Origin of the sequence: Arthrobacter sp. TB 23, assembly GCF_000294595.1 — a bacterium.
Lineage (GTDB): Bacteria > Actinomycetota > Actinomycetes > Actinomycetales > Micrococcaceae > Arthrobacter_D.
Window position 1 is genome coordinate 93467 of the sequence record NZ_ALPM01000056.1, and the last position, 26185, is coordinate 119651.

At 61.2% G+C, this 26185-nt stretch carries 26 protein-coding genes, 1 pseudogene and 2 riboswitches; of the genes and pseudogenes, 16 read left to right on the plus strand and 11 right to left on the minus strand.

What is annotated here, in order from left to right; all coding sequences use genetic code 11:
* Positions 1-973: 973 nt before the first annotated feature.
* Both B384_RS0107690 and B384_RS0107695 read right to left on the minus strand, forming a co-directional pair.
* A complete protein-coding gene (locus B384_RS0107690) occupies positions 974-1399 on the minus strand; it encodes a DUF302 domain-containing protein (protein WP_019482537.1) in 426 nt (141 codons plus the stop codon).
* A gap of 38 nt (positions 1400-1437) precedes the next feature.
* Positions 1438-1695, minus strand: a complete 258-nt coding sequence (locus B384_RS0107695; RefSeq protein ID WP_019482538.1) for a metal-sensitive transcriptional regulator — start codon at positions 1693-1695, stop codon at positions 1438-1440.
* A gap of 126 nt (positions 1696-1821) precedes the next feature.
* On the opposite strand from B384_RS0107695, the gene B384_RS0107700 reads away from it, so the two are divergent.
* The 5 genes from B384_RS0107700 (at position 1822) to B384_RS0107720 (ending at position 6751) form a co-directional block, all read left to right on the plus strand.
* Positions 1822-2445: a rhodanese-like domain-containing protein gene (locus B384_RS0107700; RefSeq protein WP_019482539.1), complete on the plus strand. Its 624-nt coding sequence runs from the start codon at positions 1822-1824 to the stop codon at positions 2443-2445.
* Entirely contained in the window at positions 2442-3356 is a 915-nt protein-coding gene (locus B384_RS0107705) for a sulfite exporter TauE/SafE family protein (protein ID WP_019482540.1), read from the plus strand. Before B384_RS0107700 ends, B384_RS0107705 begins: the two co-directional genes overlap by 4 nt.
* Positions 3357-3446: 90 nt before the next feature.
* Positions 3447-3773 (plus strand): rhodanese-like domain-containing protein, encoded by a 327-nt coding sequence (locus B384_RS0107710; RefSeq protein WP_019482541.1) that lies wholly within the window; start codon positions 3447-3449, stop codon positions 3771-3773.
* A gap of 200 nt (positions 3774-3973) precedes the next feature.
* Positions 3974-5377 (plus strand): MBL fold metallo-hydrolase, encoded by a 1404-nt coding sequence (locus tag B384_RS0107715; protein WP_019482542.1) that lies wholly within the window; start codon positions 3974-3976, stop codon positions 5375-5377.
* Positions 5378-5467: 90 nt separating this feature from the next.
* Complete coding sequence (locus tag B384_RS0107720; RefSeq protein WP_026041034.1) at positions 5468-6751, plus strand: MFS transporter; 1284 nt, start codon at positions 5468-5470, stop codon at positions 6749-6751.
* Between the two features lie 1035 nt (positions 6752-7786).
* On the opposite strand, the gene B384_RS0107725 is transcribed toward B384_RS0107720, so the two are convergent.
* The 3 genes from B384_RS0107725 to B384_RS0107735 form a co-directional block, all read right to left on the minus strand.
* On the minus strand, positions 7787-8176 hold the full coding sequence (locus B384_RS0107725) for a peptidoglycan DD-metalloendopeptidase family protein (RefSeq protein ID WP_035766709.1): 390 nt from the start codon (positions 8174-8176) through the stop codon (positions 7787-7789).
* Positions 8177-8676: 500 nt separating this feature from the next.
* A riboswitch (cyclic di-AMP (ydaO/yuaA leader) is annotated at positions 8677-8845 on the minus strand.
* A 124-nt stretch (positions 8846-8969) separates the two neighbouring features.
* On the minus strand, positions 8970-9884 hold the full coding sequence (gene lgt, locus B384_RS0107730) for a prolipoprotein diacylglyceryl transferase (RefSeq protein WP_019482545.1): 915 nt from the start codon (positions 9882-9884) through the stop codon (positions 8970-8972).
* A gap of 225 nt (positions 9885-10109) precedes the next feature.
* On the minus strand, positions 10110-10493 hold the full coding sequence (locus B384_RS0107735; RefSeq protein ID WP_237715261.1) for a DsrE family protein: 384 nt from the start codon (positions 10491-10493) through the stop codon (positions 10110-10112).
* Between the two features lie 90 nt (positions 10494-10583).
* On the opposite strand from B384_RS0107735, the gene B384_RS0107740 reads away from it, so the two are divergent.
* The 6 genes from B384_RS0107740 to B384_RS0107770 all read left to right on the plus strand — a co-directional run bounded on the left by B384_RS0107740 (position 10584) and on the right by B384_RS0107770 (position 17315).
* Positions 10584-11843, plus strand: a complete 1260-nt coding sequence (locus tag B384_RS0107740; protein WP_192813070.1) for a hypothetical protein — start codon at positions 10584-10586, stop codon at positions 11841-11843.
* A gap of 70 nt (positions 11844-11913) precedes the next feature.
* A riboswitch (cyclic di-AMP (ydaO/yuaA leader) is annotated at positions 11914-12075 on the plus strand.
* A 4-nt stretch (positions 12076-12079) separates the two neighbouring features.
* Positions 12080-12925, plus strand: a complete 846-nt coding sequence (locus B384_RS18210) for a C40 family peptidase (protein ID WP_083850871.1) — start codon at positions 12080-12082, stop codon at positions 12923-12925.
* A gap of 1349 nt (positions 12926-14274) precedes the next feature.
* Positions 14275-15021: a DsbA family protein gene (locus tag B384_RS0107755; RefSeq protein WP_019482549.1), complete on the plus strand. Its 747-nt coding sequence runs from the start codon at positions 14275-14277 to the stop codon at positions 15019-15021.
* Positions 15021-15887, plus strand: a complete 867-nt coding sequence (locus B384_RS18215) for a cytochrome c biogenesis CcdA family protein (protein WP_019482550.1) — start codon at positions 15021-15023, stop codon at positions 15885-15887. The genes B384_RS0107755 and B384_RS18215 overlap by 1 nt, the downstream gene beginning before the upstream one ends.
* On the plus strand, positions 15884-16405 hold the full coding sequence (locus tag B384_RS0107765; RefSeq protein WP_019482551.1) for a hypothetical protein: 522 nt from the start codon (positions 15884-15886) through the stop codon (positions 16403-16405). Before B384_RS18215 ends, B384_RS0107765 begins: the two co-directional genes overlap by 4 nt.
* 139 nt (positions 16406-16544) lie before the next feature.
* Complete coding sequence (locus B384_RS0107770) at positions 16545-17315, plus strand: sulfite exporter TauE/SafE family protein (protein ID WP_019482552.1); 771 nt, start codon at positions 16545-16547, stop codon at positions 17313-17315.
* A 128-nt stretch (positions 17316-17443) separates the two neighbouring features.
* Here the strand turns inward: B384_RS0107770 and B384_RS0107780 are convergent, their stop codons facing one another.
* A complete protein-coding gene (locus B384_RS0107780) occupies positions 17444-18238 on the minus strand; it encodes a GntR family transcriptional regulator (RefSeq protein WP_237715262.1) in 795 nt (264 codons plus the stop codon).
* Between the two features lie 525 nt (positions 18239-18763).
* Here B384_RS0107780 and B384_RS21065 point away from each other — a divergent pair.
* Positions 18764-18954: pseudogene (locus B384_RS21065) on the plus strand (hypothetical protein); the annotation flags it as partial.
* A gap of 32 nt (positions 18955-18986) precedes the next feature.
* Here the strand turns inward: B384_RS21065 and B384_RS0107785 are convergent.
* From B384_RS0107785 to B384_RS0107795, 3 genes are all read right to left on the minus strand, one after another.
* Entirely contained in the window at positions 18987-19214 is a 228-nt protein-coding gene (locus tag B384_RS0107785; protein WP_019482555.1) for a hypothetical protein, read from the minus strand.
* On the minus strand, positions 19205-19555 hold the full coding sequence (locus tag B384_RS18220; RefSeq protein ID WP_019482556.1) for a hypothetical protein: 351 nt from the start codon (positions 19553-19555) through the stop codon (positions 19205-19207). The genes B384_RS0107785 and B384_RS18220 overlap by 10 nt, the downstream gene beginning before the upstream one ends.
* Before the next feature lie 237 nt (positions 19556-19792).
* Positions 19793-21148 carry an MBL fold metallo-hydrolase gene (locus B384_RS0107795; RefSeq protein ID WP_019482557.1) on the minus strand — a complete coding sequence of 452 codons (1356 nt, stop codon included), beginning with the start codon at positions 21146-21148 and terminating at the stop codon, positions 19793-19795.
* Positions 21149-22351: 1203 nt separating this feature from the next.
* On the opposite strand from B384_RS0107795, the gene B384_RS0107805 reads away from it, so the two are divergent.
* The 3 genes from B384_RS0107805 to B384_RS20535 all read left to right on the plus strand — a co-directional run bounded on the left by B384_RS0107805 (position 22352) and on the right by B384_RS20535 (position 24606).
* A complete protein-coding gene (locus B384_RS0107805) occupies positions 22352-22627 on the plus strand; it encodes an SHOCT domain-containing protein (RefSeq protein WP_019482559.1) in 276 nt (91 codons plus the stop codon).
* Positions 22624-24090, plus strand: coding sequence for a multicopper oxidase family protein (locus tag B384_RS0107810; RefSeq protein ID WP_019482560.1), 1467 nt, complete (start codon positions 22624-22626; stop codon positions 24088-24090). Before B384_RS0107805 ends, B384_RS0107810 begins: the two co-directional genes overlap by 4 nt.
* A gap of 231 nt (positions 24091-24321) precedes the next feature.
* Entirely contained in the window at positions 24322-24606 is a 285-nt protein-coding gene (locus B384_RS20535; protein WP_156809015.1) for a hypothetical protein, read from the plus strand.
* A 21-nt stretch (positions 24607-24627) separates the two neighbouring features.
* Here B384_RS20535 and B384_RS18225 read toward each other — a convergent pair whose 3' ends face one another.
* Positions 24628-24918 carry a hypothetical protein gene (locus B384_RS18225; protein WP_202802715.1) on the minus strand — a complete coding sequence of 97 codons (291 nt, stop codon included), beginning with the start codon at positions 24916-24918 and terminating at the stop codon, positions 24628-24630.
* A 25-nt stretch (positions 24919-24943) separates the two neighbouring features.
* Between B384_RS18225 and B384_RS20080 the strand changes: the two genes are divergently transcribed.
* A complete protein-coding gene (locus B384_RS20080; protein WP_202802716.1) occupies positions 24944-25123 on the plus strand; it encodes a tyrosine-type recombinase/integrase in 180 nt (59 codons plus the stop codon).
* 322 nt (positions 25124-25445) lie between these two features.
* Here B384_RS20080 and B384_RS0107830 read toward each other — a convergent pair whose 3' ends face one another.
* Positions 25446-26156 (minus strand): hypothetical protein, encoded by a 711-nt coding sequence (locus tag B384_RS0107830; protein WP_026041039.1) that lies wholly within the window; start codon positions 26154-26156, stop codon positions 25446-25448.
* Between the last annotated feature and the right edge of the window lie 29 nt (positions 26157-26185).

Genomic DNA, 26185 nt, shown 5'->3' on the forward strand with positions numbered 1-26185 from the left:
AATGAACCTTGTTCCACCCCACATACCCACCGTTTTCGCCCTCACCGTGACCCGAGGAGTCTACGCGAATCCTTATGGCCGTCGCCGCCGAATGGCTGCACTCTACCGGCAACGCTGACCGCGGTCTCACTACCGTCGACCACCGAAACACGCTTGGGCATTACGGCTCACTTCGACCATTTCGGAAGCTGCCCAGACTGACAAGTCGAAACGTCGGCTTCATGGCTGGTTACGGGGGCGATGGACCGATTTTGGCGCTCGATCCATCCCGTGAGCTGCTACTGAAGCTGACTGATTCTCACCTGTTACGAGCAACCGAGGTTCTACTGGTCGACTTTCACCCAGGAGTGGCACTCACGGACCGCTGGCTCTGTGCCACTGGTGCAATTGAACTTGCCACGAGGAGAAAGTACGTCTCGGACGAAAAGCAGAAATTGGATCCCGTCGTTCTCGCGGCCTTCGAGGAGCTCAGGGATTCACACGTCGGTCAGCTCTGTACTCCCGAGCATTCCTACGATCCGAATGGTGTGACCGCTCTTCGTAAGCTCAAGGAACACAACCACAAGCTCGATGAAGATGCACTCGCCGTGTGGGCCGTATTCAATGGCATCGCGGGTCTCGAAAATTCGCCCAGGGGGTTGTCAAGAGCAAGTCCAACCATGCATATCAACGAAAGTCGCTGGGAAGCTGGAAACCGAGCTACCAGAGACGGGTCGAGCGCAGCGCTGCCGGCGCAAACGCATCAATGTGATGGGGACCGTCTGCCAGCTTCTGCCTCGCGTTCCCGGGAACGGTGTCGAGCTTCGTCTGGCACTGTGCGAGGTTTGCCACCCGGACGGATGGTCGATCATGGTCGCTTGGACGTACGTCGTCCACGTATCAAACCTTCCGCCCAGCCGACACGCCAATGCTAAATTTCGAACGAGCCACCGCTTTATGTGAATGTGCCCTCACCCAATACCTGAAGGAGGTATCACACCGAAACCTCCTGTGCGCCGTTGAGACGTGCGAGGGCTTTGCGGAGACGCCCATCGGCATCGTCTGCGATCTCCCGGACGGCCGGGGTATCGCTGAGCTGGATCATGGTTCGAGGATCAATGGCCTCGATTGTGGTGTCACTCGCGCCTCTGCCCCGGCGGACTACGACATTGCACGGCAGTAGCACGCCGAGCTCCGGCTCCTCAGCGAGGGCACGACTTGCCAGGTCGGGGTTACAGGCGCCAAGTATCAGGTAGTCGCCGACGGCGTCGGCTGAGTCCGTTCCGAGTTTGGCTTCGAAGGTGGCGCGGACATCAATTTCCGTGAGGATTCCGAAGCCCTGTTCAGCGAGAGCGTCGCGGGTCTGCTGGACCGCTTCAGCCCATGAGAGAGGAACGGTGACGGTGTGCGTATAGCTCATAGAGACTCCTTGTGCTGATTGGCTGATGCCGGGGCGGTTCAGGCGAGGGACAGGAAAAGCTTCTCCAGGTCTTTCATGTCCATGCTCGCGTCTTTACGGACGATGCACTGTTCCAGACCGCTGGCAATAATGGCGAACCCGGCACGGTCCAAAGCCTTCGACACAGCGGCAAGCTGGGTGACGATGTCCTTGCAGTCCCGCCCCTCCTCCAGCATCCGGGTCACAGCGGCAAGCTGGCCCTGAGCGCGCTTGAGCCGGTTGACCACGGGGGTCAGTTCTGTTGAGTCTAGTTGCATGACATCTCCGATGGCGTGAATTTGTATTGTTATTGTATACCCCAAGGGGTGTGTTGACTACCCCCCGGGGTATACGTATGCTCGGTGAGTATCCAATTCCAGCGCAACTGTCCCGAAAGGACCTTCATGGCTCCCCTATCCACCGCACCCACCGTCACTCCCCTCGCGCCAGAGGTTTTAAGTTCTTGGATCGAAGAGCACCAGGATCTCGTGGTGATTGACGTCCGCTCCGCGGCTGAGTTCGAATCCATGCATATCCGCGGCTCTTACAACGTGCCCCTGCCGTTGCTGTCCGAGCACACGGACGAGCTTGCTGCCCGGCTAGGTAGCCGCGTTGTCCTGGTGTGCCACTCCGGAGCCCGCGCCGAGCAGGCCCGGCAACGCCTCGGTGGTTCCGGCATCACCACTGCTTATGTTTTGGCCGGGGGCGTTCCGGGATTCGCAGCTGCCAATGGAAACGTAGTCCGGGGCAAGGCCCGCTGGGATCTGGAGCGCCAGGTGCGCCTGAGCGCAGGTTCCCTCGTTATCCTCGGCTTGGCGGGGGGCAGGTTCGTCTCCCCGAAGATCCGGCTGCTTGCTGGCGCTATCGGCGCCGGCCTGACTTTCTCCGCCGCGACAAATACCTGCGCTATGGGCCGGGCAATCTCCGCCATGCCATGGAACAAGGCAGCAGAAGAGCCCACGCGTGAAAGCGCCATCCTCCAGTTCCCAGTCGGGTCCGGCGCGGCGGTTGAGACCAAAGCGTCGTGACCGAGACCCTAATCCTTGTCCTTGCCCTATCCGTAATGATTGGGCTCTCGCTCGGAGTCCTGGGCGGCGGTGGGTCCATCCTGACCGTGCCAATTCTGGTCTATGTGGCCGGTTTCGAGCCCAAGGAGGCGATTGCGGCGTCCCTGTTCGTCGTCGGCGTCACCTCTGCGGTGAGCGTTATCAGCCATGCGCGCGGCGGACGTATTGTGTGGCGGACCGGATTGATCTTCGGCGCAGCTGGTATGGCCGGGGCCTTTGTTGGCGGACTGCTCGGAGGTCAGATTCCCGGCCAGATTCTGTTGATTGCTTTCGCAGTGATGATGGTGGCAACCTCCGTAGCCATGCTCCGCGGCAGGAAAAAAGGCCGCGGAAATGGCGCCGCCGAACCGGTGAAGCACGAACTTCCCCTGGGCCGGGTGGTGCTGGACGGCGCCGTCGTCGGCCTCGTCACCGGCCTGGTCGGCGCTGGCGGTGGATTCCTCGTCGTTCCCGCATTGGCGCTGCTGGGCGGCCTACCGATGTCCGTCGCTGTCGGAACCTCGCTGGTCGTCATCGCCATGAAGTCCTTTGCCGGACTCGCCGGTTACCTCACCACGGTACATCTGGACTGGGGTCTGACTCTGGCCGTGACCGCGGCGGCGATCGTGGGAGCTCTCATTGGCTCCCGGCTCGCAGGTCGCATCCCGGAAGCCGCCCTGCGCAAAGCGTTCGGCTGGTTCGTCCTGGCCATGGGCTTTTTCGTCCTGACCCAACAGGCGCCAGCAGACCTCCGGTTAGTTATCGTCGCGGCCACGCTGGCCCTTGCAGCGGCTGCAGCCACGATCTGCTGGTTCTTCGTGAGCTCTTGCCCGCTCCGTAAAAACCACCGGAACAACCAAGACCGGAGTGGCCAGCCCTCACCGGCAGCCTGACCATGCTCCACCCAGCCAGCATCAATGTATTGCTCCAGTGTGGCGAACTTATCCGCCAACAAACAGTTCAACTACGCGAAAGAGAAACTCATGGCTGAAATCACCATCAGCGAAACCAACCAACCTCGCAACGAGGCCCGGATCCTCGATGTCCGCGAAGACTTCGAGGTTGCCGAAGGTATGATCCCCGGCGCCTTGCACATTCCCATGGACCTGCTCCAAGACCGACTGTCGGAATTGGATCCCGCCGTGCCCGTGATTGCCGTCTGCCGCAGCGGCAACAGGTCCGCCCGCGCCGCCGACGTCCTCAACGGTGCGGGGTTCACCGCTGACACTATGGCCGGCGGCATGATCGCCTGGACTGAGACCGGACTCCCCACCGACGGACATCTGCAGGAACCCGGCACCATTTCCTAATCGACGCCTCACCTCGGAAGGACACGTCCTTAGTTTGAGCAAACCCTAACGCCCAGCCACAGTGTTGGCTGTGCCAACTGGTTACCCCCTCGATACTCAGTCGAAGGCACCCTTTTAGTTGCCATATACCCCCTAGGGTATTATTGTTGTAATCGGACGACGGGGATAACTCCCCCACCCCTTCACAAAGGAAGACATCAATGCTTATTGAGCGTATTTACGATGAAGACCTGGCCCAGGCCAGTTACCTGATCGGTTGCCAGGCCAACGGCACGGCCGTGGTTGTTGATGGCCGACGTGATATCGCGGTGTACCAAGAGTTGGCCGCGAAAAACGGCATGAAAATCGTGGCCGTAACCGAAACCCACATCCATGCCGACTACCTCTCCGGCACCCGGGAGCTGGCCGCTGCCACTGCCGCGACGATCTACGTCTCGGGCGAGGGCGGACCGGAATGGCAATACGAATTCGACGGCGAACGGCTATTCGACGGCGACAAGATCACCGTAGGCAACATCAGCATTCGGGCAGTTCACACCCCCGGGCACACCCCCGAGCACTTATCCTTCCTCGTAACCGACGGCGCATTCAGCGACCAGCCCGGCTACCTACTCTCCGGCGACTTCGTCTTCTCCGGCGATCTAGGACGTCCTGACCTGCTGGACGAGGCGGCAGGCGGAATCGACACCCGGTTCGAGGGTGCCAAGCAGCTCTTCGCCAGCTTGCGAGACAAGTTCCTGACTTTGCCCGATTACGTCCAGGTCCACCCAGCGCACGGTGCCGGCAGCGCCTGCGGCAAGGCCCTGGGCGCCATCCCGTCATCCACGATCGGTTACGAGCGTCTGTACGCCTGGTGGGGTCCGTACCTCACGGCCAACGATGAGGCTGGTTTTATCGACGAATTGCTCGATGGCCAGCCCGACGCGCACGCCTATTTCGAACGGATGAAACGCGAGAACCGCGAAGGCCCGGCGATTATGGGCGAACGTACCCCGCTCGCCGAACTGGACCCTGTAACCGTTGCCGAAGGCCTCGCCGAGGATACGCTGACCTTTGTCGACACCCGCCCTCACGGCAAGGTCCACGAGGGTACGGTGACCGGCTCCCTGAACATACCGGCCGGTAAGTCGATGGCAAGCTACGGCGCGTGGGTTGTCAACCCCGAAATCGACAAGAACCCGCTGGTGCTGCTTGCCGACGGAAGGGAACAGGCTCAGGAGCTGTGGGATCACCTGATCCGGGTGGGGATCGACAACGTGTCCGGTTACGTCACCACACTGGCTGGACTTCCCCTGAGCACCCCCCGCCTAATCCAGCCGGAGGAACTGGAAACCTTCGATGCGGCATTGGTGCTGGATGTCCGTAACCGCACCGAACACGCGGCAGGGCACGTCCCCGGATCAACCCAGCTGAGCGGCGGCCGCGTCATGTGGCACCTCAACCAGCTACCCGCCGAAGGTACCATCATCACGTACTGCCAGAGCGGCGTCAGGAACTCTGTCGCGGCCAGTGCCCTGCGCCGTGCTGGGTACAACATCGTCGAACTCGATGGCAGCTACGCAGCCTGGGCTGAACACCAAAACCTGGCAGCCTCCACAACATAACCGGACAGCACCAGAATCCATGCATCAGCAGCGGCGGCTCGGGAAACCNCGCCGATGACGTCCGAGCCAGCAGCACGGAGTATGCACCACATGACCGATGGCACCCCCTCCCGCCCACAATCCGGGACAGTCGGAAGCATCGTTCTGGGCCTACGGCAAAATTGGGCCCAATTTATGCTACTCGTGGCGGTGAACGCCCTCGTCGGCGGCACCCTCGGCCAAGAACGCACCGTGCTGCCCCTCCTCGCCGAAGATGTTTTTCACCTCGACCAGTACACGTCCGCCCTGACCTACATCCTCGCATTCGGCCTCGCGAAAGCCGCGACCAACTACTTCGCTGGCTCCCTTTCAGACCGTCACGGTCGCAAGCCCGTCCTGGTCGCTGGTTGGCTCATCGCCCTCCCGGTGCCGGTGCTGTTGATCTTCGCACCCTCCTGGGAGTGGATCGTCGTGGCAAACGTTGTCCTGGGCATCAGCCAAGGTCTAACCTGGTCCACCACGGTGATAATGAAGATGGACTTGGTGGGTCCCGAACGTCGGGGCCTGGCCATGGGCCTGAACGAAGCCGCTGGATATCTCGGCGTTGCCGGCACTGCCCTGGCGACGGGTTACATCGCGTCCGAGTACGGGTTACGCCCCGGCCCTTTCCTCCTCGGCGCAGCCTTCATCGCCGTTGGACTCGGCTTGTCCGTCCTGACCGTGCGCGAAACCCGCCACCACGCCACGGCTGAAGCCGCCACCCACGCACCGCTTCGCGTCGGGAACCACCCAGAGCTCAGTAACCGTGACATCTTCACCCTAACCAGCTTCCGCGACAGGTCATTATCCTCGGTTAGCCAGGCTGGCATGGTGAACAACCTCAACGACGGCCTGGCCTGGGGCCTGTTCCCCATCCTATTCGCCGCCGCCGGGCTCAACCTTGAACAAATTGCTGTTCTCGCCGCCATCTATCCTGCAGTGTGGGGAGCCGGACAACTGATCACCGGCGCCCTCTCCGACCGGATCGGACGCAAACCACTGATCGCCAGCGGCATGATCGTCCAGGCAGCAGCGCTAGGCATGGTCGCCGTCGGCCAAGACTTCGGAACCTGGCTCGCCGGTGCCATCCTGCTCGGCGCCGGCACAGCCATGGTGTATCCCGCGCTGCTAGCCGCCATCGGCGATGTCGCCCACCCGACCTGGCGGGCGAGGTCCGTCGGCATCTACAGGCTCTGGCGCGACGGCGGCTTCGCCATCGGTGCACTGCTCTCCGGCCTCCTCGCCGACGCCTACGGAATACCCACGGCAATTGCCGTGGTGGCCCTTCTCACAGCAATCTCCGGTGTCGTGGTAGCCCTACGCATGCGTAGCACCGATCACCAGCTAAGTCCGTGATGGGCGGGCGCCCTCCGGGTGGCTGGCATCAGCTGCACCTTGGGAGAGTGAGCCGGGCACTGGCGGACCTACTGCAAGGATTCATCAAAGCTATAAGTGGAAAAGAGGGCCCCGTGAGATTTGAATTGCGCGGCATTCCCGGCTGCCTTAATACGGACGCCACCCACGCTCTGTTGGTGGAGGCCCTTGAGCCCCTCGATGCCACGCGATACACCTGCGGGTGATCAGCACCCATGATCAGGCGAAGGCTATGGACTTTCACGGTTCTCCAACCTTCGTCCTAGACGGCCGGGATGCTTTTTGCACCGTAGGCGAACCGGTGATCTCCTACCGGGTCTACAGAAACGGGATAGGTTTGGCGGACCTTCCAGCAATCGCCGACCTACGATCTGCGATCCAGGGAGCACGTAGCGAGGCACCAAGCGCAACGGACCCCTGCGGGCGCACTTCGAAGTGGGAATCACCCCATTCATAGTTCTTAAGCTAGGCCACGGATCCCCGATGCTGGTTACACTGCTGGACATGAACGACGTCAGTTCGCCGGAAGCCTTGATGGCGAGCCGATAGCTAAGAAAATTTTTCGCGCTACGCTAACCATCTAGTGCAAAGATGCAAAGCGCCCATGGGTGATGACCCCGCCAAGACCGCTAGCAGACGCCGCAGGAAAAAAAGTCGCGGTGTTCGCGCGCTGGGTCTGAACCGGGTGCGCAGCTCTGGCCACCTTTTCTACCGGCGCAGGAATAGTCGTGAAAAGAATCCCTCCTTTCCTTTAGCTTCCTTTACGTGGCCACGACATTTCTGAGAACTTGGCACTCCCCGCATCACCTGATCGACGTGCTGTCCGCATCCTGCCCAAGTTGTCTTTCCGCATTGTTTGCATGTAGCTGTCCGACACATGGTGCCTCCTAATTCTGAAACCGTATACCCCATAGGGTATCGACTCGAAAGAAGAACTACAAGATGAGATCCCTCCCTCCCTCCGCCGGGTTACAAAGAGCGGGTTTCGGTGCCGGCGCAGGTAAGACCGGCCCCCGCTTATAGCCAACCGGCCGGGTCCACGATTGCGCCATCGAGAAGGACCTCGAAGTGCAGGTGTGACCCGGTGGAATTTCCTGTGGTTCCGGCATTGCCGATCGTCTGTCCCTGCCCGACGTTTTGGCCTACCGACGTGTTGATGGCCGATAAATGGTTGTACGTGGTTTTCAGTCCATTTCCGTGATCGACTACGATGCGGTTTCCTCCGCCATACGAACTCCAGCCTGCTTCCACCACAGAGCCGGCAGCGGCAGAGCGCACTTGGGTGGCGCAAGGTGCCTTCAGATCGATTCCGGTGTGCAGTTCTCCCGCTGATCCGGTTAGAGGATTTGTGCGGTACCCGAATGAGGACGTCGTGGACATTTGCGTCAGCGGCGGCGACAACCGCATTCCTGCACCATCGGCTGCCGGCGCTGGATCAGCTCCCGGCACTGGACCAGGCGGAAGAACGGCCCGGGAGTCCGTCTGATCATCAGTCCGCACCGACTCATCCTGGGACGGCGCCGGGTCCGGTTGGGGATTCTTTTCATGGATTCGGCCGGCAGGCCCTACCTTGTCCGTGACTCCCGGGGGTTCTGTTGGGGTTTTCACCCCTGGAGCGGGTGTCCTGCTGAAGTCCAGGGTCACCCCGGCGTCTGCGGTGACGTTGGCGGGCAGGGGGGCCTGTCGGCTCGCAGCTTCCGGTCCCCGTATGGTGCCTGCGGACTGTCCCGGATTCAGAGCTGCGGCAACCAGCCCCGTTGCAGCCAGGAGTCCTGCTAAGGGTCTGACCCATTTTGGATTGATGCCGGATTTCGATGCGGCAGAGCGTCGTCCGTGGTTCTTGCGTGGCACCGGTGCAGGGCGGCCGATTTGGCTCGAGCGTCCGGGGGGCTTTTTCGAAGTCAAGAGTATCCTTTCTCAAACGCCGCCGAAGTTAGCTGTCGGATTCGGGTTGGATCAGCCCGGCCAATACAGAGAATCACCTCTCTATTGGCTTCACCCCAGGGCAGCGGCCATGGCTGCCGTCAAAGATGGGTCCTCCGCCCCTGCCGTTTAGGAGTGATGCGTTTGTTCCGCGGCAGGGTTGGGCGTCGGAACAAAGCGCACTTGATGAATCAGATGCGGGACTTACTATATACCACTGGGGGTATTTTGTTATGGTTTTGTGATGAATTGACTCGCGCCCGCATGCGTTTGGACACTAGCCGCTCCGGGGTTCCATGTCCGTGTCCGATCGGTCGCGCTCCCCTGCCCGAGCGTTGTCCCGGCCCGTAGCGGACCGTGCCCGCCCGCGAAGGTGCAGGAACATCAGCACCCCACCGATGAACAGGATGCCGGAGACCCATGTGTTCACGCGCAGCCCGAGCAGGGTGTTGGCGTAATCCGAGCGCATGAGCTCGAAGAAGAATCTGCCAGCCGTGTAGACCGCGACATACAGCGCGAAAACGGAGCCTGCCCCGATTTTGAATCTGCGGTCGATGACCAGCAGGACTGCCGCACCGGCGAGGCACCATAGCGACTCATATAGGAAGGTGGGCTGGAAATAGCCCAGGACGACAGGCGCACCGGCTGGATCGAGGACGGCCCTGCCTGTCGAGGGATCCATTGAGTGTATTTGGAGCTTCCATGGGGCAGTGGTGGGATCGCCGTAGAGTTCGTTGTTGAACCAGTTTCCCCATCTGCCCACTGCCTGCGCGAGGAGAAGTCCCGGCGCGGCCGAATCCACAAACGCAGCAAAGCTTACGTGGTGCCTGCGGCAGCCGATGTATGCGCCAACTGCTCCGAGGGCAACCGCACCCCAGATCCCCAGCCCACCGTCCCAGATTCTGAGAGCGTTCCAGGGATTCTTGCCCGCGGCAAAATATAGCTGGTAGTCCGAGATTACATGATAGAGGCGGCCACCGATGATACCGAAAGGCACGGCCCAAATGATCACGTCCAGGGTTTGGCCGGGTGTGCCTCCCCGGGCTGTGAGCCGCCGGTTTGTGAGCCAGGCAGCTAGGATGATGCCGGTGAGGATGCACAGCGCATAAAAGGTGATCGTCACCGGTCCAAGCTGCAGGGCGCTGAGCGTGGGGGAAGGGATGAACATTTCCGTGGAAGCGTTTGCGTTCATGATTTACACATCCAATGTTTGGTCGGGGTGGTCGGAGCCAAGATCAGAAGTCCCGATGGACTGCCACCAGCATGGCGGGGCCGGAACCGGAATTGCCGGACACTCGCGGCGACGTTCCAGCGGAATCAACGTTTCCGACAGCTAGACCGCCCGGCGCTCTTGCCGCGCCGCACCTTGGGGACGCAGGTCGCCGGCGCCCACAGCCGGAGCAGCCGTTTCGTGGACTCAGAGCCGGACGTAGGCCCATCCTTCCCACTGGCGGGTGGCCAGATGGGCGGTCGCAGCGGGCACGACACCCACACCGGCCAGCAGTTGGTCCAACTCCACGCCGGCTGAGCGCATACTGTTCTCACACGCCAGCACCCGCAGTCCCCTTTCAAGGACCTCAGCAACTTCCGCAGTCATTTCCGATCCCGCGGTCAGCAATGCCACACCGCGCCCTTGGATGACGATCTCGATGGCCGTGCCGTCGGGGAGAGCGGTCATCGTGTTGATGGCGCTGCGCAGCACACCGGACAACCCGTCCGTTGCCCCTTGACCTGCACCATGCAGCAGTACCCCAGGTGCGCCGGTGGCATTGGAGGTCGGCGTAGGTTCGCTGGTGGACATATTGGCTCCTTTACTTATACCGGCCCGGTTGGAACCGACGGCGTGATGCAGGCGATCGTTTTTCAGGTTCATGCTAACCTAATTTCTTAAATGTATAAACATTCAAAGAGTCGGGTGATCCTCGCATTCTCCCTGGCCGCCCTGCTAGGGATCACAGGTTGCACTCCCGACCGAGATGACCCCGGCGCCCGGCGCGTCGATGTCGGCGACCCTCCGACAACTGCCGAGGACTCTTCGGCCGATAAGAAGTTATTCCCTGGGTACACCATTACGTCCGAGGTGATGATTGACAGCACCCCGGCGGCCGTGGGCGGAAAGTTTCTGGGTTTGGCCTTTCCCCAAGGCAGCCGGTCCGATCTGAGCTTCTACGGCTTCGACTCGACCGGAACCACATGGCGCGTGGACACCAACCCGTCCTGCGTTGGATCGGTGCCCACACGCGTCGAAGGCGAACCGGCCATCGTCATTCTGGACTCTAATGCTCGGGCGGACGGGAAGGGGCCCGTGAGCGTCACTGTGGCAACCGCGTTTTCCGTCCAGGACGGTAGCGTCCTCTGGGGTCCCACCGAGGTTCCGGGGCCTTCCTCTGGAAGCGGACTGATCTTCGCGAATACACCAAAGGGGCTCACGGATAAACGGACGCCGGGAACGCTACTTAACGCCCACACCGGTGTCGTGATCGAAACCGGTGGAACCGCTCTTTACGAACACCACGGGACAGCCCTGATCGGCACCGAAGAAACCTTCTCAGCCATCGATAGCCGATCCGGCGAAACGTTGTGGACCAGTACAGGGATGAGCGCCCCACCCGGCATAAGCGCGCAATCGACGGCCAGGTTCAACAACAGCTACGGCCCTTCAACCGGCGGAGTGGTGACTATCGAATGGAGCGCGCCGAACGGTGACAGCGCAACCGTAATATACGACCTCCGGACCGGCGAAACCCTGGGCACGGTCAGCGGGAAGCCCGCAGGAATGGCAGCCGTCGATGATTCAACGGGAATCGTACTCCTGACCTCGCGCCGGGCCGACGACACACACAACATCACGGCCGTGCATTCCGGGCGGGGCATCCTCTGGCGCAGAGATTTCGCGCGAGGCGCCCGGGTAACGGCAGCGGGGGCCGGACTGGCATTCGCCGAAACCGGCGGCGCGGCCGTGAAGATTGACAGTGAATCCGGATCCATCCTCCAAGCCGGCGATTTCGCTCTACCCGCCGCCATGACTTCCGATGGGACGGCTTTGTTCCCCACCGGCCGGCGGAACATCTACGCAGTGGCGGTCCCGAAAAGCACTCCCTTCACGGATGAATCACTACCCCACCGATGCAGAGCTTTCTTTTTAGCGTAAATGTCTATACATTTTAACCGAGCGCCGCTCATACGATTTGGCGCTCTTGGCCTATTACCGAACTCTGCCGCTGGCCAAGATACATAGATCAGAAAGTTCCGGCAGAGGCGGGGGAACCAAAAACGGGTCACTAAGACCCTTGGGGTTAAGCCGTCCGGACATACACGTCCGGCGGCCGGGTGGCTCCCACCCGAATCCGACAGCTCACCTCGTAGGTATCGGGAGAGGTTAGACACATGTCATTAGGAAATACACGAGGCCGTCACCGGGCGAGCAGCAGCACATTGTCCATCATCGCGAAAAGCGCTTCCGGGCATGGACGAACCGCAAGTCGGCAGGCAGCTGTTCTCGTTGCCGGTTCGGGGCTGCTACTCACCATGGCCGTGCCCGCCCAGGCAGGAGCCGTGGCCTCGGATCTAAATACAGGAGCCGCCGCGAATACGGTCTCCTCATCGAACGCGCTGCCCGCCGGAAGGGACGCCGCTGACGTACGAACGTACACAGTCAGGTCAGGGGACACCCTGAGTCTGATAGGAGAACGCCACGACGTCAGTCTGACCACGATCCTGTCCCTGAATGGCCTCAGCATGGATTCAGTCATCTATCCGGGGGACGTCATCACGCTCTCCGCAGTGAATAGGTTAGACACTGAACCGGCCGTCACCGCCACATCCTCATCCTCATCCTCGGGCGGGACCTATCTTGCTGCCGTCGCCGAGTCGGTCACCTATGAAAAGGAAGGCGCGCCATCATCCATCAACCAAGCGATCCTCGACGCTGCATTGGCACAAATGGGCGCCACCCAGGACTGCACCGTTCTCGGCGAAGCTGCATTGCGGGCAGTCGGAAAACAAGGTGTGGGCGATGAATCGCCCGAGTCCTTGATGACGTACGCAACCCCGGTGTCAATCCCCCAGCCCGGGGATTTCATCTACTATGCCGATGGCGGAATGGGCTTTTCACATAACGCCATCTACCTCGGGAACGGTCAAGCCGTGCACAGCGGGTGGAATGGCAATCAGACCGTCATCGAAAGCGTCAACGTGGGCTCCGGCCCTGTCTATTACCGGGTCAATGGTTAGGTACAGCATGCACCGGGCGCCTGCTGACATGCGGGTAGGCAGAAACTGGGTGCCTACGGAATAGGCACCGCTCCCGGCCTTGCCGGTGCCAGGGTGCCATCCGATGCCCGGGGTAGAAGGGGNNNNCCCCTTCCCTTCGCGCATACAGCCGGGTGACATGGCGGAAGTCCGCAACGGGCAGCCTCGTCGCGCCACGCACCCGTCCCGCTAAGCCGAACCATGAAAGTGGCTGGATGCCGCACGGCGCCGAAGGATCGACCGCATGCCTGAGGAGATGGCTTGGGTCGTCCACCCTTTTGCAGCTGCCGAATCGGGGCAGGTTCACTACTTGCGGTCCCGCTAGCGCCGAAGAGACCGTCCATCTCAAGCCTCCCTGCACCCAGCCACGGCTGATGAATTCTCTGCAGGGAAGGAGCGCAGCCGCAGGCTGTCGGAGATAACGAACAGCCTGCGACAAGGACATTGCCGCAGCGGCGATGGGTGGGTTGAGCATTCCCACCGCAGCAATCGGGATCGCGGTGATATTGTATCCAAATGCCCAGAGCAGGTTCACGCGGATCGTTTGGAAGGTCCTGCGAACCAGGAGGGCGCCGTCCATTGCCGCGTTTATATTGTCCCTATCAATGACAATGTCAATGTAAATGTCAGCTGACCTGATCGCAATGTCGGTGCCCGAGGCAACCGCCATGCCAAGGTTCGCGGCGCCCAGAGCTGCCGCATCGTTGATGCCGTCGCCGACCATGGCCACTTTTGCGTTCCTGATGTTTGAGCTTTCAATCATCATTGCCTTTTCCGATGGCAGCACGGCAGCGAGCACGTCGTCGACACCGATACTGGCACCAACGCGCTGCACGTCGGCGGTAAACCATGCCAGCTCATTTGGCAGAAGATCACTTCGGGAGCAATGCAACACCCGGTTCTGCTTCATCATCGTCTTGCGCTGCCTTCCCAACCGTCAGTGGCAAACCGCCCATATGCTCGCGGAACCGGTGCTCCAAACCACCTTGCGGCACCGATCACGGGCAACGGCAGAGCGCCGGAAGATTAGCGACTGCCAGATTCCGCTGCACATCAGTGTTTGTAATGCACAAACACTGATGCATACCTACTGCCACTCGACTCAACCCACTCCGTCGGGTGGGCATCGGCCAGGATGCGCCGCGCGTGGATCACGGCCAAAGATTGATCCATGGCACTCGATGCAGCAACACACAAGCACCGAATTGGGCGCCCCACAGGGGGCAAAACAGCAGACCCTGCGACTTGGGCGGGTGATTTCACATAGATGGACACCACCCGTAGAGTAAATGTATAAACATTACAATCACTTATGTAGGTCAGGAGTCTGAATGTCGTCGCCTCAAACACCCACTAGCGGTGATTCGCATCGACGAATCATCATCGTGGTGGTCGCCGCCCTCGCATCAGCCGTACTGTTGCTGTTTGTTGGAATCTTTGCCTATCAGGGCGGAGTCTCCCAGCAGAATGCCCAAGCAGGGCAAGAGACCCAAAGCTCCTCCGGGTCCAGTGAAACGGGGCTAGACGTGGCCCGCAGGATAGCGGATGACCCGACTGCACTCGGCGATGTTGACGCCCCTGTTGTGATGATCGAGTACGCGGACTACCGTTGCCCCTTCTGCGGACTATTCGCCCGCGATACCCTACCTCCGCTGGTGGACAAATACGTCGAAAGCGGAGACCTGCGGATCGAATGGCGGGACCTGCCCGTCTTCGGCGACGAATCCTTTGCGGCCGCGGTCGCAGGCCGTGCGGCCGGAGAGCAGGGCCTGTTCTGGGAATTCAACAAAGCGGTCTTCGACATCGCACCCGAACGCGGCCACGCCGAGCTACCCCGCGAGCGTCTCCTGGAAATCGCGGCGGAGATCGGTGTCCCGGATATGGCTAAGTTCGAAGCGGACCTGGACTCCGAGAAACTGGAGCAGGCCGTAACCACCGATGCGCAGGAGGCCGCAACGCTCGGCGCGACCGGAACGCCCACCTTCCTGGTCAATGACACACCGTTTGTCGGGGCTCAGCCGCTGGCCACCTTCGAAGAAGCCATTGACGCCGCCCTTGAACAAGCGGAAAGCAGCTAATGGAAATCGGTTACGCCGGAGCCTTTCTGGGGGGCATATTGACCCTGCTGAGCCCGTGTTCGGCCCTGTTGCTGCCGGCGTTCTTCGCCTATGCCTTCTCCACGAAGAGCAGGCTCATGGCGCGGACCGGGCTTTTCTACCTGGGTCTGATCACCACGCTGGTACCGCTCGGCATTTTTGCCGGTGCGCTTGGATCGCTGGTGACCCAGCACCGCAGCATCCTGATCGCAGCGGCGGCCACGCTTGTGATCGCGCTGGGAGTGGCGCAAGTCGCCGGGATCCGGATGCCATCCTTTATCCGCAACAGTGCCCAGGCCGGCTCCTCACGGTTGTCAGTCTTCGTACTGGGAACCGTCTACGGTGTTGCCGGTGTGTGCACCGGACCAATTCTGGGGTCCATCCTGACAGTCGCGGCAGTCGGCAGCAACGCACTGTATGGCGGCATCCTGCTGGCCATTTACGCACTGGGCATGGCGCTGCCGCTGTTCGCGCTATCCCTCATGTGGGACCGTCTGGGCATCTCTGGGCGCCGCTGGCTACGCCCACGCCCGGTCACGATTGGACGCTGGTCCAACTCCTGGATCATGATCATCTCGGGCATTCTCTCCATTGGCATCGGAGTACTGCTCATAGTCACCGACGGCACCGCGGGACTCGGCGGAGTTCTGACCGTCTCAGATCAGTTCCAACTGGAAAATGCAGCCAGCGGAGCAGCGTCCGGTGTGACCAATACCCTGTTCTCTGTTGGGGCGGCGGCGGCACTGGTGATAGCCGTCATTCTGTATGTCCGCAGCCAACGAACCAGTTCTCGTCGCAACGGCGTCAAACCCGGCTCGACACCGGCGGAGAAGGAGCACAACAAATGAGCAGCCGCCCACCCCTCAAGTCCGCGCTGGCGCTATGGCCGCGCCGCCGCTGGCTCGCCGCTGCGGGGGCCGCAGTCATTACTTACGTCGTCATTGCCGTTCCGACTGATCTGATCGACACACCCTTCTTCACCCGCGAAGTCCCGCCCACATGGTGGTCCTTCCCGGTGGCCGGGATCACCGCTATCCTCACCGGACTAGTGGTTGCCACCTATGTGTCGCGTCTACCCACGCCAGCCGCCGAAGGTAAGGCGCGGTCCGGCGCCGCCGGCACGATCCTCGCCTTCTTCGCCGTCGGCTGTCCTGTCTGCAACAAGTTGGTCCTGCTAGCGTTGGGCACCTCCGGCGCCATGCAGTACTTTGAACCCATCCAGCCGCTGCTGGCTGCCGCTTCTATCGGGCTGCTGCTCTGGGCCTTCCATAAACGCGCAACATCCGAGGACCGCTGCCCACTACCGTCCCAAGTGGCCCTCAAGCGCGGAGAAGCCGCTCGAAGTTCCGAAACGAAAACGCGGTGACCAAATGGATCATCCCGACCGGCATAGCTGATCGTAGATTCCTCGTGTCCGCGGACAAAGCCTGCCAGACGTCCTCGGAAGCAAAACAAACTCAACCCGATCCCGCGTACCGCACAGCGGATCGTACGGAGCGAGCCGCATGATCCCGGCGGTTGCCCTGGGCCTCATCGTCGGTATCGCCCTTGGCCTCATCGGTGGCGGCGGATCCATCATCGCCGTGCCGGCACTGGTCTACGGCGTAGGGATGGAACCTGGCGATGCCATCCCTACCTCGCTGCTGGTTGTGGGACTTTCATCCCTCGCCGCGGTGCTGCCACGTTTCAGGAATGGGGTCAACTGGCGAATCGCACTCATTGTCGGCGCGGCCGGCGTTCCTGCCGCGTGGGCCGGCACCGCGCTCGGTCGGTTGCTGGACCCCAACGTTTTGATGTTGGGCTTTTCCGCACTAATGATCGCGGTCGGGATTCGGATGCTTCAGAACACCGCGGAGTCCTCGGGACCCTGCAGCCCAAAAGGGGGTAGCGCTTGGAAACCTTGCATTCTCCGCGCTCTGGCCGTGGGTATCTTGGTTGGAGTGCTGACGGGGCTCCTGGGCGTTGGAGGTGGGTTCCTGATCATTCCGGCCCTAACCCTCTTGCTCGGAATTCCCATGAGGCAGGCCGTAGGTACCTCGCTGGTGATCATTGTCATTAACTCCACCGCCGGGCTCTGGGCCCACGCCTCCAGTTTCACCATCGACTGGTCAATTGTCTTGGCCTTCAGCGGAGCTGCGGTAACCGGTTCCTTCGCTGCTTCCCGGCTCTCGCACAGGCTCAATGACCGTGTTGTCAACATCGTATTCGCGGTAGTGATCTTTATCGTCGCAGCTGGCGTGGCCATTGGCGCAATCATTGACCTCAGCCGAGCGTAATAGCGTTCTTAGCTAAGTACTTCAGCTGAAGCTTGAGAGGGCTCCGCGGCAAATCATTGTCGACGTCGTTCTTCGAGAGCCGTACAGCGCGGCCAACCTTACCGGCGCTGACATAATGATCCGGCAGCTTATTCTCCCTCGTTATCATCCTGCGCAGCTGTCTCCAATTTGCATCCGAAGGACGTGCTGATGGCGAATCTTTCGCCCAGCACGTAGCTGCGACGAAACTCGAGCGAATTTGCGCGGTAACATCCGATCCGCTCGACTAACAGCAGCGGAGAACCCGCCGGGCAGCCCAAATGGCCGGCTTGCACCTCAGTCGCGAGCACAGCCGTAAGCTGCTCCGTTCCGCCGTCGAGCACAATTCCGCAACGGCGATCCAACTCGCCATACAGTGCCTTATCAGAAAAGTCCACGGTTAGAAGGTTGCGGACAATATCTGCAGGTAGCCAGACCTGATCCAACACAATAGGCTCCCCGTCCGCAAGGCGCACACGCGACAGGTGGAACAATTCAACCTCCGGCCCCAAAGAAAGTCTCGCCGCAACCTCGGGTTCGTTAACGATGTTTTGCTCCAGCACCACACTGTGGTGGCTCATTCCCGATTCACGAATAGATGCCAGGACGCTATAAATCGGTCCGAAGGCAGTGCTCATGCCAGCGACGACCTTCGGCTTCCTACCGGGGTGCGCCGTCACGTGCCCAGCGTCGCGCAACGGCCTTAAGGCAGCCCTTATGGTTCCGCGGCTGACACCGTATTTTTCGGCTAGCGCCAGCTCCCCCGGAAACCCCTGGTCGAACGCGCCACCGCGCACCTCGCTGAGCAGATCGGCGCTTACGGTTTTCCACAACGGAGCCGAAGATCGATTTCCAGTCTTGTTTACTGGCGAACCCAATGCCGACTTCTGGTCGTGATTGATCAACTGACCTCAACTATTTTGTGAAAACTTCTTGATGCTACGAGGATACTTCATTCGAACAACCCCGGCATTGGCCCAGCACTAGTGCCCGGCTGGAGCAGTGGACATCGTCACTCGGAAGGGCACGACTATCCGTGAATACTTGCTTCGAAAACCGGTCACGTCGGCACGTTCGTAGGCTGTCCACAGTTAGCTGTCGGCATGCCTAACATACCGACAGCTAACCAAGTGGACTAGTCATCACAACCAGCCGTCACATTCGCACCCATGGAGGTGGGCTCTCCACCATTGTAGTAGACAATCACGAAATGTCTAAACATTTAACTCGGTCAGGTCCCCATTGCCGAGCGCTGCCGCGTAGCGCTTTCCGGAAAAAAGATCCCATGCCGGCCGCGCTCCCCTGCCGGCAATAGCCAGATCAAAGACGAGATTCACATGACTCGGTCTCCTCGTCATTGTGTGTGACCATCACCACCAGTTTGTCAGCGGCGGTGGCCCGTTAACTGACGGCCCGGAATCCGCTCAAGGTCCATCTGGCTGAACCTCGTCGAACGATGGTTCCGCGAAGTGACCGACAAAGCGCTGCGCTGCGGGGTCTTCCACTCGGTATCCGAACTGATCGCCGCGATCGAGGACTACTCGACACCCACAACGACGAACCCAAACCACTGATCTGGACCGCAACCGCCCCCGCCGGCGCGTCACACTCAGAACCGTGAAGCAAGACTGACACCGCACTAGCAGGAACTTCTCAGCATCCGTTTCTGGCGTGAACAGCGTACGTTCCCTCCACCTCGGCCAGATACCGTTGCAGCACGTAGGCGTCTTTGGCTGCACCAATTTCCCCGTCGCAGGCGTTGATGATCAGTTCCGCCCGGGCGCGCTGTGCTGCCGCGAGCTTCACCGCGGTGGGAAACTCTGAACCGCCGCGACCGGTAAGCCCCGCCGTTATGAGGTCCCCGATGATAGTCACCGCCATGGCTGTTCTCCGATCCGGTGCCGCAGGGTTTCATCGGGTTGCCGGGAGGGTGGCCGGAAGATCACAGCACCGATTCCTGCCACCAGGCAGGCGATGCTCACGGCCCGAAGGGCCCATCCGCTGCCGGTTCCCAGGGCGCTCCCATGTACAGCCACGGCCGACCACAGCACATAGGACACGGAGTGAATGCGCGCCCACCATTGATCCGGGACACTGTGCCGCAGCACCGATGTCGCTGTCACTGCAATCAGCAAGTCAAAAACAACAGTACCGAGCCCCACCCAGACCGGCTCATACCCGGAAGTGAAAGGTACGACGACGGAGATCCATCCGATGTCCACGTAGGTCTCAAGGACGTGTCATGTCTCAGGTCTGAGCGGCCTAGTTCGTGTCTCGGGACCTTGTGGACAGTTGATGCCTCAAGGGCTGTAAACAGTTGTTGTCGGCTTGGTTGTTCAAATCACCCCGGCAACACCAAACCCACCGGTGGATTCAGGGTTAGATACGGAGTCGAAAGTCGGGGCGGTCAGGTGTTTCCTGTCCGCCCCCAAAAACCGGCTGGCGCCTTGAGCGACGGGTCAGGATTCCAGCGGGACGCCTGCCTTTTCGGCTTGACCGAACATGGCGTCAATGTGGACGACGTCCTTGCCGGCGCGTTGCAGGAGGCTCGCGCCGACGCCGGAGCGGTAGCCGGAGCCGCAGTGGATCCAGAGCTTTCCTGCGGGGACTTCTTCCATGCGGGTGAGTAGTTCGTGCAGGGGGATGTTCACGGCCCCCTGAATGCGGGAAGCGGCGTATTCATCGGCGCGCCGGACGTCCAGAATGGTCTCGTTGTCGGGGCGTTGCGCGAGCATTTCGTCCCACCCGAAACGTGGGTAGGAGACGACGGCGGTGTCGGCGGCGAGCTCATGTGGGTCTGTTCCAAGGGCGGCGTCGGGGGAATCGATGCCGATGCGGGAGAGGTCGCGGATGGCGTTTTCGACGTCGTCGCGTTCTCCGACGAGGGTGAGCTTCTTATCCCAGGGCAGGACCCAGCCGAGGAAGGTGGTGAAGCTCGATCCGTCACCATATTCAAAACTTACTGATCCTTGCAGGTGGTTCCTGGCGTAGGCCACCCGATTGCGGAGGTCCACGACCCATTCGCCGTCTTCAAGCCGGCGCGAGAGCTCCGCGGGTTCCAGGGAGTCTGGGACGAATAGATCCGCGGGCCCAGGGCCCCGCGTGTTGGCCAGCCCCATATGGGCGTAGTACGAGGGGTACGCGGTGAGGTTGGCGATCAGTTCGCGAACGAAGTGTTCTTCGTCCGGATCGGTGAGTGCGTGGTTGGTGGAGAGTTGCTCGCCGACCGTGGATTCTCCGGCGCCGGTGGCCGGGCCGGAGGAACAGAACGATCCGAAGCCATGGGTGGGATACAGGGCAGCTTCGTGGGCTGCTTCCTCGACCAGGCGGCGGACCGAGGCGTACTGGTCATGGGTGAGCTGGACCGTATCGTCGGCGCTGACCAGGTCGGTGCGGCCCACAGACCCGTAGAGGAGGCTGCCGCCGGAGAAGACAGCCTGCTCACCGTTTTCGGAGGTGGCGATGTACGACAAGTGGGTGTGGGTATGGCCGGGGGTCGCCACCGCCTTCAGCAGGAAACGCCCTATCTGGACGGTCTCGCCGTCGCTGATTGGGGTGCGCTCATAGGTCACCGGATCAGCGGCGTTCACCAGATACACCGCGCCGAGCTGGTTGGCGAAGGCCAGGCCGCCGGTGACGTAGTCGTTGTGGATGTGGGTTTCGGCGATGTGCGTGATCCGCACACCGGCCTCGGCCGCGGTCTTCTCCACCCGGTCGGTGTCCCGTTGCGGGTCGATGACCAGCGCCACCTCGCCGTCGTGGATCAGGTAGCTGCGGTCCCCCAGTTGGGGGGTTTCAATGATAGAGACGTCCATCGTTTTCTCCTTGAGATAGAGTGTTGCATTCGGTAAGACCATACCCTATGGGGTATTGTCTTTGCTATGGTCACCTTCGAGGGCGCAGTACCGACCTGATCCTGCGGACGCGTCCCCGTACCCATGCCGCGACCAATGTGCGGGGCAGGAAGATGCCGCGGTGGCAACCGACGGGCCACAATCATCAGGGCGAAAGCAATGAGGATGATCTGGCCGGAAATAGGCCCGCCCAGCAGCCCGCCGATAAAAGCTCAAGCCAAATCCGCGATGCCAAAGAGCAGCCCCGTGCACCACATGACACGCCCACCGCTGGCCTAGCTCATGACACTGACCGCTGATGTCACTGACATGTATTTAAACCCCACATCGACTTCAGTCGCCGTATGCTCGGCCTCCGGTTCGACTGGCGCTGAACCTGTAGGCGGTGCGTGCCGCAGCCGGGTAGCAGCGAGGATCGCGGCGACAGCGACAGCGACGGTTAGTCCGCTTGCGAATGCCGCGCGCGGCCTTCAATAATGTCTTACCCAATTCCGCGGGGCGTCCACCCGCCGCCCGCAATGGCAGGCGGCTATGGCTTCCCCGAGCCGTGCGCGGCAACAGACAGTTGCTATGCATGCCCTCTCACGCAACCGCGCTCAACCCCTCGAATTCATAACCGATTGCAACCCTAAATACCCCGTTACATATCCGCAGCGCCGGGAGATGTAACAACCCTCACTCAACGCAATCACGCAGCGCCATCTGGAAGAGTAATGGATCCACATGGACGCTGGGTCCGGGGTCGATCCTGCCGAAGACAACTGGTGGCGGCGGGCCTGCTGCAACGAGAGGTCGTATACCTGACCCCCGCGTTACGGCTGATGTCTAACGACTGCTGGCAGGTGACTCCACCTTGCAGGGTTTCTGTGCCTGTTCATCGCCATCGAAGTCCAAGACGAAGCAAGCACTTCTATGGATACCCCTAGCGGTATAATGATTCGTATAGGCACCCAGAAAGATCTCCACCGGACCCTGTTCCACCGACTTCCTACAAGGAGAGTTTATGCTCGTCGAGCGCACCCATGACAAGGGCCACTCCCCGGCCAGATACTCTGACCTGTGCCATACCACCGGTCAGACCCTAGTAGTCGATCAGAACGATGACGACCAGGGGCGAGCAGGCAACGCTGCGGTGACTGAACGACGGAACGGAGCGAAGTCATAATGGGCGGCGATGGAATGGTTGGCATGGGCTGGGGTTGGATCTTCTGGTCCCTGCTGATCATCGGGGTACTGGTGCTGGTGTTCGTGCTGGTGAGGTCTCTCACTGGTCCCGCCGGCGCAGAACGTGGCAGCACGCAGGGTGGAGACTACACTCGGCCGACGGGGGCGGGCCCGGGCGGCGCCCGAGAAATCCTTGAAGAGCGGTACGCCCGCGGGGAGATCAGCACCGAGGAATACCGCGAGCGACTGCGGACCCTTGAAGAGGGTGACCGGTGAGTCAACCTACGCGCCGGCAGCTGCTGGTCCTGGGCCTGGCCGGTGCGGGCATGACGGCCACCGGCGGAGCCGGACTGTGGTGGTCCAACAGCGGTCGCACCTTCGGGGGCGGCCAGAAGTTGCTGCAGCCGGAGATGCTCACCAGCACCAACGGGGTGCTCCAGTTGGCATTGGAAGCCGCCCCTGCCCGCCTGGAGGTGGGCGGCCGGACCGCCAACCTCCAGGCCTTCAATGGGTCCTTACCCGGGCCCACCCTGCGTGTGCGGGGCGGGGACACGATCCGGGTGCAGATGACCAACAAGCTGCAGGCGCCCACGAACCTGCACGTGCACGGGTTGCATGTCTCACCGCTAGACAACGGAGATAACCCGTTCGTGAGCATCGACCCTGGAGATACCTTCAACTATGAGTTTGTCCTGCCCGCGGATCACCCGCCGGGCACATACTGGTACCACCCACACCGTCACGGCCACGTAGCCGACCAGTTGGCCGCTGGACTCTACGGGGCCATCGTTGTGGAGGGCCCCAGTCCGATACCGGTGAGCCGGGAGCGGGTGCTGGTGGTATCGGACCTGTCCTTGGACGCGTCCGGGAACCTGTCCGATGTCACTGCCATGGAGCAGATGATGGGCCGTGAGGGGCAGATCGTGCTGGTCAACGGCCAGATCAGCCCGCAGCTGAGTGCCGCGCCGGGGGAACGGGAGCGGTGGCGGATCGTCAACGCCTGCCCTGCCCGCTATTTGCGCCTATCCCTAGGCGGCCAAGGGGTACGGTTGCTCTCCTTCGACCTGGGTCAAGTGCGAGAACCAGCAGAGGTCACCGAAGTGGAGTTGGCGCCAGGCAACCGGGTGGAACTGCTCGTGGACACCCGTAAAGGCACCTCCACCCTGGTGGCGACGCCCGTAGATCGCGGCGGCATGGGCGGGATGATGGGTGCTGGTAACGATCAACCTAACAACAGCGATCCAGTCGATCTACTGCACCTGGACGTGTCCGGAGATTTGGCCGCGCCCCTTCCGGAGGTCCCCGCCGGGCCCGCGCTGCGGGACCTACGGAACGGGACAATCAGCGGCCGCCACACCCTCGACTTCGCCATGGGCATGAGCGGCGGCATGGGCAATGGCAGCGGTGGGGGCATGATGTCATTCACCATCAATGGCCGGGCGTTCGATCCCGACCGCCTCGACACCGCAGTGCAGGCCGGTGGGACTGAGGAGTGGACCCTGACGAACTCCAGTTTCATGGACCACCCCTTCCATCTGCACGTGTGGCCCATGCAGGTGATCCAGGATGGGGCCGGTGATCTCACCGAGCCTACCTGGCAGGACGTTGTGAACATCCCGGCTCGCAGCCAGGTAAAAGTACTGGTGGCCTTCGATGGCTTCCAGGGCCGCACCGTCTACCACTGCCACATCCTCGACCACGAGGACCTCGGCATGATGGGCACCGTCGAAGCCCGCTAGTTATTGTGGAGCCCTAGGTTGTTGTCGCGGGTGGGTTGATCAGATGAAGAATGGGCTCCTCAACTTGGGATGGAAGTTCCCCCACCTACATCAATACGAGAGAACCCGTTCCTCACCTCAAGCCGCCCCGACCATTCCAAGCCGACCCGCAATCCGTTGGAAGCAACGAACCCGAAGGAGTCCTTGATGTCTACGGCCAAGCCTCCCTAATGCCCCTCCCCCAATCCCATCATGCCGAAGCCCGAAAACAAGCTCCTGTGGATCGTCACACCCCTGTCGGAGTTCTTGTTCGGATGCGGGATCGCATCGTTGATGATCGATCTGTTGGTAGCCGCGTACCTTGAAGTGTCCGGGTCGACGCTTTCCTGCCGGCGTTCGGGTGTCGGTGGGTACGGTGGCGGCGATCATGGCGGAGAACGGGTGGGCAGCGAAGCGGATGCGCGCCTTCAAACGCACCACGATCCCCTCGGATCCGAAGACGGTCTTTGCGGATCCCTGCACCCGTCTGGTCGGTGACATCTAATGCCGTCGTCGGCATTAAATGTCCCATGCCGACCTTTGGACTATGCCGATGATGGCTGGGGGTGCCGGGTCGGCAGTGGTTTTTGGGGTAGGGATGTCGGCATAGTCAAAGTGCGGTGAGCCAGGCCAGGATGCCTGGTCGGGATAGCAGGTCCAGGGAGCGACCTCGGGCGGTCTGGTCCGGTCGGCGGCGGCCTGCTTGATTGCTATGTCAGCGTGGAGGTATGCGTCGGTGCTGTGCGTATCGGCGTGACCGAGCCTGAGTACGACGACGGATACGTCCACGCCGGCGGTCAGCAGGGTCATAGCTGCGGTGTGACGCTTATGTGGAATTCCACATAAGCGACACTCGGCGGCGGTGGCGTGGCTTGAGGCCGGGGTTCATATCAAGGCCGTCTCTGACCTGCTCGGCCATTCCTCCATCGCGATCACGGGCGACGTGTACGGGCATACTTCGGACGACACAGCGAAGTCAGCGGTAGACGGGCTGTCCGTGGCGCTCGGGCTGTGATGTGGGTGCTAAAAGCTGGTTTGGGTATCCATTTGGGTACGGCATGGAAAAAGGCCATCCAAGATTTCTCTCAAGCCGCCTCTGACCTGCGCCTTTATCTGTCGGGATGACAGGATTTGAACCTGCGACCCCCTGACCCCTGGGTACGACCGTGAGGCCGACTCCGCCTAGCTGCTGCGAACTATCGTTGCTGAGGGGGTCAGATCACCTCACTGATTGCTCGTGTTGCACGATTGTGGTCACTTTTCTGGTCCCCCATCGCTAGCTGGAGGCGATCAGATCGCGCCCGAGTCGACCGCACTTTTGCTAGCGGAGGCGGCTACTACTGTCGGCCAACTGCGTCGGGGTGCACCTCGAAGCCGAATGCACCGCCGGTCTCACCGAGTGCGTGGTTTCGCCCGCTGACCGCGATCATGATCCAGAGGCGCTCGATGGCGAGCGCGATGCGCTCGTTGAGGGAGGTGTAGAAGCGATCCCACGCTTGGTTATTCGATACTTCTGCTATCGCAGCTGCATATGTCGCGGCGAGCTCCGGTTCGATGAGCGCGGCGGTCTCAATCTCCTGCCAATACCCATCGGGGCTTTCCCACTGCTGCGCGTCATCACCCAGCAGGTCCAGATGGTAGAAGCGACCCATTCGCCCGTACATGTCGAGAGCTGCAATGAGCGGTGGAATCACGGGGTCCCCCTGGACCTCATCTAGCAATCCTCGCACGTAATCGCTCTTGTCGGCCGTGCGCACATGCAGCTCAGCTATGACCGCCTCGTGCATATCCGCAAGATTGTGCCCTTTCACCTTCATCTGTGCCTTCGTCGGCCACGACCGATCACGGTCGAGCGCGGCAAGTCCGAGCGTGAGCTTGTAAAGCTTCTCCACTCCGATCGAGAGCATCGTCAGGATCGGGTCACGAGTTGTATCGATGAACGCCCCCGTACGGACAACGCGCACGCCGTAGGCCAATAGGTTCCGCGTAGAGGTTATCTCTGCGATGAGCGCGAACGCCCGCTGCTGGTCTAGATCGACGATCGGCATAGCACCTACTGTATCGGCGCCTAGCGACA